Annotated in this window: 15 protein-coding genes; 2 read left to right on the forward strand and 13 right to left on the reverse strand. The window is 69.2% G+C overall.

Features of this window, described 5'->3' with window-relative positions:
* Window positions 1-129: 129 nt before the first annotated feature.
* From ACLQ3B_RS12405 to ACLQ3B_RS12455, 11 genes are all read right to left on the reverse strand, one after another.
* Complete coding sequence (locus tag ACLQ3B_RS12405) at window positions 130-966, reverse strand: aldo/keto reductase (RefSeq protein WP_425780249.1); 837 nt, start codon at window positions 964-966, stop codon at window positions 130-132.
* A gap of 10 nt (window positions 967-976) precedes the next feature.
* Window positions 977-2,767, reverse strand: a complete 1,791-nt coding sequence (locus ACLQ3B_RS12410) for a glycoside hydrolase family 15 protein (protein WP_425780251.1) — start codon at window positions 2,765-2,767, stop codon at window positions 977-979.
* A 70-nt stretch (window positions 2,768-2,837) separates the two neighbouring features.
* Complete coding sequence (locus tag ACLQ3B_RS12415; protein WP_425780253.1) at window positions 2,838-3,314, reverse strand: hypothetical protein; 477 nt, start codon at window positions 3,312-3,314, stop codon at window positions 2,838-2,840.
* 185 nt (window positions 3,315-3,499) lie between these two features.
* Window positions 3,500-4,027 (reverse strand): hypothetical protein, encoded by a 528-nt coding sequence (locus ACLQ3B_RS12420; protein WP_425780255.1) that lies wholly within the window; start codon window positions 4,025-4,027, stop codon window positions 3,500-3,502.
* Between the two features lie 155 nt (window positions 4,028-4,182).
* A complete protein-coding gene (locus ACLQ3B_RS12425) occupies window positions 4,183-4,590 on the reverse strand; it encodes a hypothetical protein (protein ID WP_425780257.1) in 408 nt (135 codons plus the stop codon).
* Between the two features lie 478 nt (window positions 4,591-5,068).
* Window positions 5,069-5,254: a DUF4926 domain-containing protein gene (locus tag ACLQ3B_RS12430; protein WP_425780887.1), complete on the reverse strand. Its 186-nt coding sequence runs from the start codon at window positions 5,252-5,254 to the stop codon at window positions 5,069-5,071.
* Window positions 5,255-5,339: 85 nt separating this feature from the next.
* Window positions 5,340-5,678 (reverse strand): hypothetical protein, encoded by a 339-nt coding sequence (locus tag ACLQ3B_RS12435; RefSeq protein WP_425780258.1) that lies wholly within the window; start codon window positions 5,676-5,678, stop codon window positions 5,340-5,342.
* Between the two features lie 93 nt (window positions 5,679-5,771).
* Complete coding sequence (locus ACLQ3B_RS12440; protein ID WP_425780889.1) at window positions 5,772-5,996, reverse strand: hypothetical protein; 225 nt, start codon at window positions 5,994-5,996, stop codon at window positions 5,772-5,774.
* An 87-nt stretch (window positions 5,997-6,083) separates the two neighbouring features.
* Complete coding sequence (locus ACLQ3B_RS12445; RefSeq protein WP_425780260.1) at window positions 6,084-6,476, reverse strand: hypothetical protein; 393 nt, start codon at window positions 6,474-6,476, stop codon at window positions 6,084-6,086.
* Window positions 6,473-7,786 carry a WXG100 family type VII secretion target gene (locus ACLQ3B_RS12450; protein WP_425780262.1) on the reverse strand — a complete coding sequence of 438 codons (1,314 nt, stop codon included), beginning with the start codon at window positions 7,784-7,786 and terminating at the stop codon, window positions 6,473-6,475. Before ACLQ3B_RS12450 ends, ACLQ3B_RS12445 begins: the two co-directional genes overlap by 4 nt.
* Window positions 7,783-8,127, reverse strand: a complete 345-nt coding sequence (locus ACLQ3B_RS12455; RefSeq protein WP_425780264.1) for a type VII secretion target — start codon at window positions 8,125-8,127, stop codon at window positions 7,783-7,785. Before ACLQ3B_RS12455 ends, ACLQ3B_RS12450 begins: the two co-directional genes overlap by 4 nt.
* 314 nt (window positions 8,128-8,441) lie before the next feature.
* Here ACLQ3B_RS12455 and ACLQ3B_RS12460 point away from each other — a divergent pair, with 314 nt between their 5' ends.
* Window positions 8,442-10,376 carry a Na+/H+ antiporter NhaA gene (locus ACLQ3B_RS12460; RefSeq protein WP_425780266.1) on the forward strand — a complete coding sequence of 645 codons (1,935 nt, stop codon included), beginning with the start codon at window positions 8,442-8,444 and terminating at the stop codon, window positions 10,374-10,376.
* A gap of 229 nt (window positions 10,377-10,605) precedes the next feature.
* Here the strand turns inward: ACLQ3B_RS12460 and ACLQ3B_RS12465 are convergent, their stop codons facing one another.
* Entirely contained in the window at window positions 10,606-10,818 is a 213-nt protein-coding gene (locus ACLQ3B_RS12465) for a hypothetical protein (RefSeq protein ID WP_425780268.1), read from the reverse strand.
* 93 nt (window positions 10,819-10,911) lie between these two features.
* A complete protein-coding gene (locus tag ACLQ3B_RS12470; protein WP_425780270.1) occupies window positions 10,912-12,312 on the reverse strand; it encodes an MFS transporter in 1,401 nt (466 codons plus the stop codon).
* Window positions 12,313-12,424: 112 nt separating this feature from the next.
* Here ACLQ3B_RS12470 and ACLQ3B_RS12475 point away from each other — a divergent pair, with 112 nt between their 5' ends.
* On the forward strand, window positions 12,425-12,991 hold the full coding sequence (locus ACLQ3B_RS12475) for a TetR/AcrR family transcriptional regulator (protein ID WP_425780272.1): 567 nt from the start codon (window positions 12,425-12,427) through the stop codon (window positions 12,989-12,991).
* Window positions 12,992-12,993 lie beyond the last annotated feature (2 nt).

The raw sequence follows: 12,993 nt of genomic DNA on the forward strand, positions 1-12,993 counted from the left end.
GCCCGGCGATGTGGTGATGAGCGTGATGACTCACAGGCATCTTGATGCCGCACAGTCATCATGCTCATCACTGCGTCCGATCCCTCAGACGTCACGTTCCGTGGTCCTGGCCGAGCATGGTCGGGGCGATCAGAACTCCTCGTACACCGCCGGGTCCTGGTCCGAGAGACGCCCGTCCGGGCGGCCCAGCGCGGTGATGGCCTCGACCTGCGCGTCGGTGAGCTTGATGCCGAAGACGTCCAGGTTCTCGACCTGCCGCTGCGGCGAGGCGGCCTTGGGCAGCGGGATCACCTGGCGGGCCACGTGCCAGGCGAGGATCGTCTGCGCCGGGCTGACGCCGAGCGTGGTCGCGATCTCCACGACGACGGGATGCTGCTGCAGGTCGTTGCCATGGCCGAGCGGGCTCCAACCCTGCACCAGGATGCCGTTCTCCCGGTGGTAGTCGATCGCCTCCTGCTGCGGGAAGTACGGGTGCACCTCGATCTGGTTGACCACCGGGGCGACCCCGGTCTCGGCCACCAGCCGCTCGATGTGCTCCGGCAGGAAGTTGGAGAGCCCGATGTGCCGCACCAGGCCACGCTCACGCGCCTCGATCAGCGCCCGCCACGCCTGCACGTACCTGTCGACCTTCGGGTTCGGCCAGTGGATCAGGTACAGGTCGACCCGGTCCAGACCGGTGCGGAACGCACTCTCCTCGATGGTGGTCAGCGCCTTGTCGTAGCGGTGGTGCCGCCCCGGCAGCTTCGAGGTGACGACCAGCTCGTCCCGCACGTCGCCGGCCGACCGGGCGGCCCGACCGACCGCGCCCTCGTTCTCGTAGTTCACCGCCGAGTCGATCAACCGATAGCCCGCCCGGATCGCCCGACCGATCGCGTCGACACCCGCCGAGCCGTTCAGCCGGTACGTGCCGAGCCCGATCGCCGGCAGAGTGGTGCCGTCGGCTGCCGCAAGATGGGGAATCGTCATGATTGGGACCCTACCCGCGGGTGGGGGCGTCTCGGATGGCGAGTGCGGCTTGGACGAGCGCGGCATGGGTCAGCGTCTGCGGGTAGTTGCCGAGGTGGGCACCCGTCGCGGGGTTCAACTCCTCGGCGTAGAGGCCGAGTGGGCTGGCATGGTCAACCATGGCCCGGAACAGTTCGACCGCTTCGCGGCGACGCCCGGTGCGGGCAAGGCCCTGAACCAGCCAGAATGAGCAGGGCAGGAACGCGCCCTCGGTGCCGGGAAGGCCGTCACGTCCGGGCGGGTAGCGGTAGAGCAGCGGACCGCCGGCGGACAACCTGTCCCGGATGGCGTCGATGGTGCCCCGCACCCGGGGCGACTCGGCCGGGTCCATGTCGAGCAACGGCAGGACGAGCAGGGCTGCGTCGAGATCCTGGGAGCCGTAGCTGCGGACGTAGCTGGCCGCCGTCGGGTCGAAGCCGCGCGTCCGCACCTCGGCGGCGATGGCGTCTCGGGATTTCTGCCAGCGTCGACGTTGACGTTCCCTCAGGGGGTGCGTGTCGGCGATGGCCAGGGCGCGGTCCAGGGCGAGCCAGCCCATGAGTTTGGAATGGACGTGTTGGTCGGGCTCCCGTACCTCCCATATACCGGCATCGGGCTCCTGCCAACAACCAGCGACCACGTCGGCGAAACCGCGCACTGCCCGCCACGTCTCCGAGTAGAGGCGGTGCCCGGCCTGAGCGAACGTCCAGGCGGCGTCAATTACCCAGCCGTAGCCGTCGAGCTGGTGTTGACCGGCGGCGCCGTTGCCCATTCGTACTGGACGGCTGTCGAGGTAGCCGGGCCAACCGGATAATTCTCGTTCCGCTGGTACGTGCCTGCCATGGAGGGTGAGCAGCGCCGGTAGGCGTGGCCGTTGTAACCGGCTGGCGTGCAACAGCCACGCGAGGAAACCGCGGGCCTCGTCGGCCTTGCCGACGCTGAGGAAGGCGCTGACGCCGATGCTGGCGTCCCGCGGCCAGACATAGCGGTAGTCCCAGTTTCTTCCTCCACCGGGATCCTCGGGCAATGACGTCGTGGGTGCGGCCACCGGCGCTCCCGAGGGCGAGTAGGTCAGCAGCCGCAAGGTGAGCAGGCTTCGTGCGACGTGTTCGCGGAAAGGTAGCCGCTCGTCGATTTCCGCGGTCCAGGCCCGCCATCGAGCCTCGTCCTCGATGAGCAGTTCCCAGGCGGCCGTCGGCTCGACGTGGATCACCGGTTCGCGGTGGGCCACGGCCAGCACGAGGGTCACCGGATGGCCTGGCCGGACGGTGATCGTGGTGGGCCGACCCGGTTCGATTCTGAAGGTGGGCGTGCTGGCTAGCGCGACCGCAAGCGCCCCCCACTCACACACGAGGCCCTGGCGCCGGTGGTGGGTGCGCGGTCGGCGGTGCTGTGCGCCAAGGCGTGGGTCGAACTCCACCACCGCGTCGACCGCTGCCTGCTCGGCCGACAGCCGTCGCACGATCAGGGTCGTGGGCAGCAGCCGACCGCTGACCTCGGCCACCATCGCCTCCATGAGGCGGAGCCGGCCGCTGCCCACCGACCAGGTGGTCTCCAGGGTGGCGGTGTGCTGCCGGTAGCGTCGTTCGACGACCGTGGCCGGCCGGGCCGGGCCGACCCGGAACGTTCCGGCTTCCGTGCCCCCGACCAGTCGGCCAAACAGGGGATCGCCGTCGAAACGTGGTACACAGAGCCAGTCCATCGCGCCGTCACTCGCGACCAGGGCGGCGGTGCGAGTGTCGCCCAGCAGACCGTAGTCGCTGATTGGTGGCCCACCAGTCATGGAGATCGCTCCTGAACGAGCCGCGCTGGCGAACAGCGTGCGTCAGGAGGGGACAACAGTCGGACGCGGGTCAACTGGGGTGGAGGAGCAGCCCGAGAAAGGCCCCGTAGATGACGTGGACGACGGCCGTGACCAGGGGGGTCTGGATGCCGTAGTTGAGGGCGAACAGCCCGGGCGGCTCCAACACCGCCGTGCTGGCCGGTCCCGCCCGTTGCGAGGCCATGTGCGGGTGGACACCAGGAAGCAGCGGAAGTATCACCGTCAGCGCGATCCCGACGTGCAAGATCCCGAGCAGCGCCCCGATCCACCAGGTGGCACGGTGCAACAGCGCGAACGTGGCCGCGTAACCGACGGCGAAACCCTGACCGACGCAGAGGTGGAGGAAGAACCCGACGACCCGCGCCCGATCGGGATCCTCGGTGACGAAGGTCCCGAGCGCCAGGGGAAAGTCCAGCCGAGTGAGGCCGGCCAGCTGAGCGGTGATCATCGATGCGGTGAGCGCCGCGGTGGCGACAAACCCGAACAACGCCCATCCGTCCCAGTCCATCTCAGCAGTCGTCGACGCCGCGGGCGTGCTCGGTCATCGGTCCACCCTCCGGCTGAACAGCGTGAATCCCACGGCCCGGACCGGACACCCGCCCACCGCGCGTCGGGGACCGCCCGGTTTCTCACCATAAGCCACCGAACCTGTCGCGCCGACGTTCTCGCCCAGATCCCTTGACGGGTTGGCAGTCACGGCCAGGACGTGGGGGGTGGGCCAAATGCGCGACGACTCGCCCGCACGGCCATGGCGGCGAGGGCCGCGTTGGCGCCACCACCGATCACCGCACCGATACCGAACGGTGCCGCTCGACCGAGAACGATGATTCCCTGCTTGGTCCCGTACTTCGTAATGAAGTGCCGACCCAAGATCTTGTTGATCTGACGCAACGTCTCGGCGGGAACCTTGGCCACAACCTGACGTCCCCAGTGTTGCCCCGTACGCTCGGCGACCTTGGTGATGGTGGCCGAGCCGGACCCGCCGAGCATGATCCCCATCACGATCGTTCGGCGGCGCTCGATTTCGTCGATGGGGACTCCGTGGACCTCGGCGATCGAGAGCGCGAAGAGGGCGCTCAGCTCAAGAGACGAGAGGGCTTCGCCGGCCGACAGTGCCAGTGCGATGCCGGTGCCGACGCCCGGCGCCGCTGCGGCTCCTCCCACCGCAGCACCCGTCCCGGCCAGGGCGCTGACGTACATCCGCTCCAGGTTGCGGATCACCTCTGCTGGTGTCGCCTCTGGGTTCCGCTGGCGGGCCCGGGCGAACCCCGGCTCAGCCGGAGCGGTATCGCATCGCACGTAGCGTCCGCACGCGAGTGGCTGAACAGATCGAGCGCGTCTGGTGGGCCGGATCGAAGGGCCACGGTGGCGGGCACCTATGCGGTCTTGGTGCTGGCGGTCGGCTGAAGTCGTTCCAGTAGGGCGCTCACTTCGGTGTGCAGGCGACGCAGTTCGACTGCCGTGGGGGTCAGCTCGTAGCAGTGGTGGTGCGTGGCGGCGGACAGCGTCGACCAGGCGAACGCCACCCGACGGGCGGTTTCGCGGCCCGGCCCGAGCCGGCCGCGCAGCATCAGCTGCTTGGCGCGGCCCTGCCGGCACGCGGCCACGGTCGGCTTCGCCCTTCGCCAGTAGGCGTCGATGCCGCCTTCGAGGGCGAGCCGGATCAGGCACGCGCAGGCTTGTGGCCACCAGCCGGCGGACACCGCCGTTGCGGCGAGCAGCCCGGTGCCACGCAGCAACTGATCGGCTGCCGCCAGGCAGCGCTGTGGCGTTGGCGCGGTCACGACAGCGCCGACGCGAGGAGGCGGGCGTCCGCGACCAGTCCCGGCAGGTCCGCCAGGTACGCGTTCACCGCACGTCGGCAACAGGACCGAGCGGGGTACCCGGTTGATCACGGCCGGTGACGTCGACCTCCTGCTCGATCTCCGGCCGGTGTCGGCGTCCTTAGTCAACTCCGGTCGGGAATCGCTGGGCCCGCCCTCAATCCGTCGTCACGTCACGAGGCGGTAGTTAGGAACGCGAGGCTTGCGTTCCTCGGTCGGCTCGTCCATCGGTCGGACGGTGACTCCGTCTGGAATGGGCGCCCGACAGACGTGGACCCCTTCCATGCAGGTGTCGCACCAGAACGAGACGTACCCGGCATTGGCTTCGGGCCGTGCTGTGAAGACGAACCCTAGGGTCCGCTGGCCGCAGTTCGGGCAGGCAAGATCTGACGTCGCCGGCAGCGCACGGTAGACGACGTCGTACGCCGTCTGCCACTCGTCAAAGGTGGCCATCGCGCTGCACTACCTGGCCGGCCCGGAGAGTGACCATGGCGACGGTGCGGCCATCGGCATCGGCGAACTCGACTTCGTACGCAGTCGGGGGGCCGTCGAAGACGTGAACGACGGTTCCTGTCGCACCCGCAGGCAGTCGTTCACTTGGCCTGGCATCTCGGAGCTCGACCACGTCGTACAGCTTCAATCTGTCATCCTTGTCTCGCGCGGGAACTGGTGATCGTGTGGCCGGCGGCAGAGCCGCGTGGTTTCACTGGCTACCCAGGGTCTTGCGTCTCGGGAAACCCTGCGGAGTAGGTGGCGTCCACCAACTCCTGAAGATGGCGGATGACGTCGACCTTGTGCTCGGTCTCCGGCAGTTGCTGCTCGCCAGCCGTAATCAGCCCGTTGCGCCAGTGGCTGACGATCTCCCGCTGTGTTGCAGCGGGCAAGTCGTCGATCCACAACGACCCGAGGTTGTTGTCGACGATCTTCTGCAGGGTGCCGGCGGCCTGCCGGTCCGACAGACGTGAAGTCAGGAACTCCAGCGTCCAATCGAACAATCCTCCCGTCGCGGTCCAGTCAACTCCGGGCTTCAGCACGATAAGACTAGCCATCACGTCTCCACGACGATTGCTGGCGGACCGACGCTGCGGGCCGCGATGAAGTGCTCGATCGCACCGGCGATAGCTTGGGCAGCCCGACCGGGTTCAGCTTGCGAACACCATCCTCGTCGGGAACTCGCCGCTGGACCGCCACGCCCTCACGACTTTCGCCGCGATCGCACCAGCGGCGGAATTGAAATCACCATCTTCGACGTGGGCGTCGAGGGTGCGCGAATCGATTGCCAGGATCCGGTCGAACTTGTCATCCAAACCGAACTCGTACCGGACCTCGCCTGCGGCCGCCTCGACACGCCGTGCCGTCACCATCATCCCCACGTCGCTGGCCTCCGACGTTCAAGTCGTCCTCGTATGTGGCCCGGGTGCGGGCGCCCTTGTAGGTTTGGTTGATCATCCGCTTCAGTGGTATCCGAGGATTCGTGTCGCTTCCTCGCCGACCAGCCGGAGTTGATCTCCTCGGAGGTCGGGCACGCGGTAATCATTGCCGCGCACCGTCTTCAGGAATTCCGTAGGTAGCCGCACGCGGTATGTGGCGAGGTAGTAGCGGAGGTCCTCACGCCACAACCACTCGCCGTCCGTAAGTACCGATGCACCCCCAACGAGGTGCCGGCCGCTACCGAGAACATCAATCTCCGCACCCATCACGTCAATGAGGCCATGCCCATGGCGTAGATAGTCTTCGACCCGAAGGGCGTCGGGGAGTGGCTCCGCCTCAACGTGCGCGTGGATGCTCTCCACGTACACCTCGGGCTGAGCGGGTCCTAGTTCTCTAAAGAACCCCACGGTCTTCATTGGTGCCTCCTCGCTCGCGGTATGAAGACCTTCCACGAGCCGCCGCTCTCGACGACTGGAGGCTGGGGTTCTGTGGCCCACCGCTGGGTCCCCACCCGAGCCGTCGGCGCGAGCACGCTGACGCCGAGTTCGTCGGCGACCTGCTGACCAAGTGGTGCCGCGTCGAGGTCGGGCTTGACGGTGCCGGCATAGCAGGAGACCAGACGGAGAGAGCCGCCGTCGTAGGCCGGATTCTCCCGAACGGCGGCGGCGATGTGGGCCGCGTTGGTGGCGTTTCCGTCCATGTTTGCTCCGTCTGCTGAAACCTTGCCGGGGACAAAGTATCCCTGGTCGGTGCCGTGCACGATGACGTCATGGTGCCCATCCAGCGGTCGCACCTTGTCGAAGTTCCGCATCGTCAGTTCGTCGTAACCGATGCCCGTCGAGCGATCGGAGTGGTAGACCGGGTCGCCGGCGGACAGGTAGGAATCGGGGGCCCGCTCCGGCGACAGTGGCCGATCCCTCGGATCGGCCCAGTCACGTCGCGTTCCCATCCGATCCGCAGGGCCGAGCCGGGTGAGCCGCCCCAGGGCCTGCTTGAGTTTCTCGATCAGGTCGCCGAGCCGGCGGATCTCCGGCATCAGCCGGCGCAGGCTGGCCAGCAATCCGCGCAACAACCGCGCGATCCGCGCCCCCCACGACGCCACCAGCGTCGTCACCTGCTCCACCACCAGCGGCGCGGCCAGTCCGCCGGTGATGAGGAGTTCGCCCGCGTACACGATGATGCGGGACACGCAGGTGGCGACGGCGTCGCGGACCAGGAGCCGGACGGCGGCCACCAGGCTGGCGGCGCCCTCGGTGATCGCGGCCATGGTGTCGGCGCCCTGGGCGAGGCCGGTGATGGCCTGTTGCTGTTCGTTGGCCCAGGCGCGGTAGGCGGGGCCGGCACTGCCGCCCCAGCCGGCGACGTCGGTGCGGACGGCGCGAGCCAGTTCGGCGGCGTCGTCGCGGAGCGACCCGGCTACGTTGCGCCAGGTCTGGGCGTGTGCGGTGATCTGCGCAGGGTCGCCGGCGAGCCAGTCCAGCGCCTCACTGAGCGGCTTGACGTGTTCGATGAGCCAGGCGATTCCGTACTGGAGGAGGGCGCCGACCGGGTCGGAGACGAAGGCGAGGGCGTCCAGTCCCGCGCTGACGACGCCGAGGCTGCCGTCGATCCAACTGCCGGTGCGGACGCCCTGGGCGATGAGTTCGATGTCCTCGCAGATCCACACGCCCGCCCAGGCGCTTGGCGGGGTGTCCGCGGCGGCGGCGGCGAGCGGATTCGACGTCACAGGTGCTGCCGCACCTCATCGGGCTGGTGCTGTCGCACGCTGTCGAGCAGGTGTTTGGCGTGGGCGTCGGAGCCTCGGTAGCGGTCGGCTCCGAGCCGCAGCTTGCCGGCGGTGTCCCGTACCGATTCGGCGGCGCCGCCGATGCCGTCGACCAGGGTCCGTTGGAGGCTGTCGAGCAGCACCGGCATCATCGCGCAGAGCTGCCCGTAGGCGTCGGCGCCCAACCGGACGTGCTGGCCCGCCTGTTGGGCGGTGTCGAGGCCGTCGGCGCAGCGATCGAGGCGTGCGGCGTGGGCGGTCAGCTCGTCGGGGTCGACCTGGATGCCGTCACCACCGGGCATCGTCTGGTCCCCGGTCGTCCCACATCTCGACCCTCCCCAGGGGACCACTGCCGGCGGCGGCCGCCGACATCACCGGCACGCTACCAACCGGTGGCGCTGCGTGCATGCCCGCCCAGTCCTCGACAAGGGCCGCGCCAGACGCGCCGTCGTCGCACCGTCTCGCCGATCATGGAGTTGTGGTGGGCGACAAAGCGCCCGCCGTAGTGCCAAACAGGCACCACAACTCCATGATCGACAAGCCTGGGCCACGATCTTGCAGCCCCGGGAGTGGCAATCCGGACCGCGTGGCCGTCAGGTCGACGAAGATTGTCCCCGTGACCAGCGACAACACGCCCCGGGGCTGGACCAGCCGGACCGTCTGGGACAGGCGGTTCAACGCTCCGCTGCGCTCGTTCCTGCGTACCGAGACCGGCGGCGCGCGAGTGGTGCTGATCGCCGCGGTGGTGGCTCTCGTCTGGGCGAACCTGGACGTGTCGTCGTACGAGTCGGTCTGGCGCACCTCGTTCGCGGTCCAGCTCGGCGACTGGCAGGTGTCACATGACCTGCGTTTCTGGGTCAACAGCGGGCTGATGACGTTCTTCTTCCTGGTCGCGGGGCTGGAGTTGCGCCGCGAGTTCGACATCGGCGAGTTGCGGGAACGGCGTCGCCTGGCGTTGCCGATGCTGGCCGGGGTCGGCGGCATGCTCGTGCCGATCGCGATCTATCTCGCCATCAACGCCGGGCACACGACAGCGGCGGGCTGGGGCGCGGTGATGGCCACCGACACGGCGCTCGCGCTCGGCGCGTTGGCGGTCTTCGGGCCGCGCTTCTCGGAACGGCTGCGGGGTTTCCTGCTGACCGTCTCCGTCGTCGACGATGTGGTGGCGATCGCGGTGCTGGCCATCGCGTACCCGCATCACCCCTCGCTGACGGCGCTGATCGCCGCGGCGGCGATCTTCGGCGTCGTCCTGCTCGTCCGGGCATGGGGTGTGCGGTTCGGGCCGGTCTTCGCGTTGCTGGGGGTGGCGGCCTGGATCGCCGTCTCGATGTCCGGTGTCGACCCGGTCGCGGTGGGTCTGGTGATGGGATTGCTGACCTACGCCTACGCTCCCGGCCGCATCGACCTGCAGCGGGCCAGCGACCAGTTCCGCCTCTTCCGGGAACAGCCCACCCCGCAACTGGCCCGGATGGCCAGGGCCGGGCTCACCTCGGCGCTGTCGCCGAACGAGCGCCTGCAGACGCTCTACCACCCGTGGGCGAGCTACGTGGTGGTGCCACTGTTCGCGTTGGCCAACGTCGGCATCGTGATCGACGGCGACCTGCTGGCCAGGGCCGTGACCTCCCCGGTCACGCTCGGTGTCGTGGTCGCGTACGTCGTCGGCAAGCCGGCCGGGATCGTGGCCACCGCGTGGTTGGTGGCCCGACTCAGTGGCAACCGGTTCCGCCCACCCGTCGGCTGGCTGGCCGTCACGGGGGTCGGCACGATCTCCGGCATCGGGTTCACCGTCGCACTCCTGATCGCCACCCATGCCCTGGACGGCCCGGCCCTGGACGAGGCGAAGTTCGGCATCATCGTGGCGACGCTCGGCGCGTCCCTCGTCACCTGGCTGGTGTTCCGCTCCGTCGGACGGCTCTCGCCGGCGCGGCGGGCCCGCGCGCTGCTGGGCGTCGCCGAGGGGATCGTCGACCTGATGCTGCCGGTCGATCCGGATCGTGACCACATGCGCGGGTCACTTGAGGCGCCGGTGACGGTGGTGGAGTACGGCGACTTCGAGTGTCCCTACTGCGGGCAGGCCGAGCCGGTGGTCCGAGAGCTGTTGGCCGACTTCGCCAACGTCCGGTACGTCTGGCGGCACCTGCCGCTCACCGATGTCCACCCGCATGCCCAACTCGCCGCCGAGGCCGCCGAGGCGGCGGGGGAGCAGGGCTCGTTCTGGGAGATGCACGATCTGTTGCTCGCCCACCAGCACGCTCTCAACCCCGCCGACGTGCTCGGTTACGCCGAACAGATCGGCCTGGACCTGGACGGGTTCCGGGAGCACATGGCGAAGCGGATGGGCGTGGACCGGATCGCCGAGGACGTCGACTCCGCCGACCTCAGCGGCGTCACCGGCACCCCGACCTTCTTCATCAACGGCCGGCGACACCACGGCGCGTACGACATCGCCGCGCTCTCGGCGGCCGTGAAGGCGGCGTTCGCGAGCGCGAAGCTCCGACCCGAGTACCGCCCTCGGAATCCCGGCCGCCGGGAGACCGGCCCGGCGAGCTGATCGCGCGGGCGCGTGGTCGCCACCCGGCGCGGTGGTCAACGGGTACGGAGTGGGTCGCCGACGAGCCTTCGGGTCCGATCGGCAGCTGTGCGGGTGCTGCCGCGCGGGTGGAGGAGGTGGCGGTCGCTGCCGTTGGAGCTGAATCGTTGACGACATCACCGCCCAGGCGGCGCGTGGACAGCATGGGTTGTTGCCGCATCGCCGGCCAGGAGCGTGGGTCGGTAACGGCTTAGCGGATTGTCACCGACTCCCCGACCGGGATGCGCGCGTATTCAGTGCCGCCCTTGAGGTCCAACCAGCGGTCGAAGTACTCCTGGCCGAGCTCGTTGAGCGTGGCATCGTGGATCGGGAACGCCCGCTTCGGCCGCACCGCCCGCACGAAGTCCAACGCCTCGCTGAGCTTGAGCCAGGGTGCGGCAGTCGGCACGAGCAGCGTCGCCACCGGCGACGGCGGGACAAACAGCGAGTCGCCCGGGTGGTAGACCGGCCGTGGAGCGGTCCGGCGCTCTCGCAGCCTCGCCGCCCGCGCGGGCGGTCAGGTGACCGGAAGGGCGGCGAGCCGGTTGGCGCGGCGGCCCGCGACGGCCACGACGACGGCCAGGGCCAGGGCGACAAGGAAGAAGACGTCCGCGCCGGTGAAGGCCGCGTGGAAGCCCGCCGTCGGGTCGGTGGCGGAGCTGGCACGGGTGTACGCGATGGTGAGGATCGCGATGCCGAGTGAGCCGCCGAGTTGGTGGGCGACGTTGACGAGGCCGGACGCGGCGCCGGCGTCCTGCGGTTCGACTCCGGCGACGCCGCCCTGGGTCATCAGGATGATGGCGATGCCCTGGCCGATTCCGATCACCAGTAGGGGGAGCAGCACGTCCGGGAAGTAGCTGGAGCCGATCGAGACGCGCGACAGCCACGCCATGCCGGCGAGCGCGAGTACGAGGGACGCCACCAGCAGGACGGGACGGCCGAGCCGGTTCTGCAGGGGCCGGATGGCGTACACCATGGCGAAGAACATGCCGGTGATGGGCACGTACGCGAAGCCGGTCTGTAGGGCGCTGAGGTGCAGGACCTCTTGGAGGTACTGGCTGAGGAAGTAGAAGGTGGAGAAGGTCGCGCCGACGATGAGGATCCGCCCGGCGTACGCGCCGGAGCGCTCCAGGCTGCGGAAGAGTCGCAGTGGGGTGATGGGCTGCGGTGCCCGGTGCTCGATCAGCACGAAGGCGGTCAGGAGGCCGGTGCCGAGACCCAACGCGACCACGGTGGTCGGTGCGCCCCAGCCGGCCGCGGCGGCCTGGATGAAGCCGTACACCATTGCGGTCATGCCGCCGGTGGAGGTGAGCGCCCCGCCGAGGTCGAACGTACCGGCACGGCGTTCGGTCTCGACCAGAAACCGTGGTGCGAGCAGCGCGATGGCGATACCGATCGGAACGTTGACGAGCATTCCCCAGCGCCAGGAGAGCAGGTCGGTGAAGACGCCGCCGATGACGATGCCGACGCTGCCGCCGGCACCGATGACCGCGCTGTACAGGGCGATAACCCTGGCTCGGGCGCCCGGTTCGGGATGGTCGGCGACCAGCAGCGCGAGCGTGGAGGGCACCGCGAGCGCGGCGGCGAGGCCCTGCACGACGCGGGCGGTGATCAGCCAGCTGCCGTTCTGGGCGAGGCCGGCGGCGAGGGACGCCGCGGTGAACAGGGTGATCCCGGCGAGGAAGACGCGGCGGCGGCCGAGCAGGTCACCGGCTCGTGCGCCGAGCAGGAGCAGGCCACCGAACGCCAGGACGTAGGCGTTCTGCACCCAGGAGAGCCCGGACTGGGAGAAGCCGAACTGCCGTTGCACGTGCGGCAACGCGGTCGTGATGATCGAGGTGTCCAGCGTCATCATGAGCTGCGAGCCGAGGATGAGCGCCAGGGCGATCCCGCGACGGGAAGCGGGAGTCGGAGACATGGTCCGCCTACTTTCGGACTAGAGTGATAGGAGACCTCCGAATAAGTGGAGGCCTGCTATCACTCTAGTGATAGTCGGCCTCCGGTTGCTAGCGCTGGGAGACATCGGCATCGTGACGGCCCTCACCCACCTGCGCGTGGCCCGCCCGCACCGGGCCGACGCCGCCCGCAATTACGACGCGATCCTGGCCGCGGCCCGGGTCGCCTTCGCCGAGCAGGGCGCGGAGGCTCCGCTGGAGGAGATCGCCCGCCGGGCCGGAGTGGGCATCGCGACGCTCTACCGCAACTTTCCGACCCGGGAGGTGCTGATCGAGAACGTCTACGTCACCGAGGTCGAGGCGGTGTGCGCGACCGCCGGGGAGGCCGAGAGGCTCGCCCCACGCGACGGCCTGTACACATGGCTGCGGCGCTTCGTGGAGTACATCGGGGCGAAGCAGCCCCTAGCTGCCGGCCTCAACCGTGAGTCCACCGCCTACCTGGAGTGTCGGCGGGCGCTCTACGCCGCCGGTGGGCCGCTGCTGGAGCGGGCCCAGCGGGCGCGCGAGGTGCGCCCCGACGTGACGATCGACGACGTCATGCGCCTGACCAGCGCCATCGCATCCGGGCATTTCCCTCACGTCGAACAGCGCGATCACGTGCTCGCTGTCGCCCTGGACGGGCTGAGCACGCAGCCGGAGTGACC

Origin of the sequence: Micromonospora sp. DT53, from assembly GCF_049841535.1 — a bacterium.
Lineage (GTDB): Bacteria > Actinomycetota > Actinomycetes > Mycobacteriales > Micromonosporaceae > Micromonospora.

Excerpts from the sequence above, each read along its gene's own strand:
- ACLQ3B_RS12405 (WP_425780249.1), bottom strand. The coding sequence starts at position 966 with ATGACGATTCCCCATCTTGCGGCAGCCGACGGCACCACTCTGCCGGCG.
- ACLQ3B_RS12410 (WP_425780251.1), bottom strand. The coding sequence starts at position 2,767 with ATGACTGGTGGGCCACCAATCAGCGACTACGGTCTGCTGGGCGACACT.
- ACLQ3B_RS12415 (WP_425780253.1), bottom strand. The coding sequence starts at position 3,314 with ATGGACTGGGACGGATGGGCGTTGTTCGGGTTTGTCGCCACCGCGGCG.
- ACLQ3B_RS12435 (WP_425780258.1), bottom strand. The coding sequence starts at position 5,678 with ATGGCTAGTCTTATCGTGCTGAAGCCCGGAGTTGACTGGACCGCGACG.
- ACLQ3B_RS12440 (WP_425780889.1), bottom strand. The coding sequence starts at position 5,996 with ATGATGGTGACGGCACGGCGTGTCGAGGCGGCCGCAGGCGAGGTCCGG.
- ACLQ3B_RS12445 (WP_425780260.1), bottom strand. The coding sequence starts at position 6,476 with ATGAAGACCGTGGGGTTCTTTAGAGAACTAGGACCCGCTCAGCCCGAG.
- ACLQ3B_RS12455 (WP_425780264.1), bottom strand. The coding sequence starts at position 8,127 with ATGCCCGGTGGTGACGGCATCCAGGTCGACCCCGACGAGCTGACCGCC.
- ACLQ3B_RS12470 (WP_425780270.1), bottom strand. The coding sequence starts at position 12,312 with ATGTCTCCGACTCCCGCTTCCCGTCGCGGGATCGCCCTGGCGCTCATC.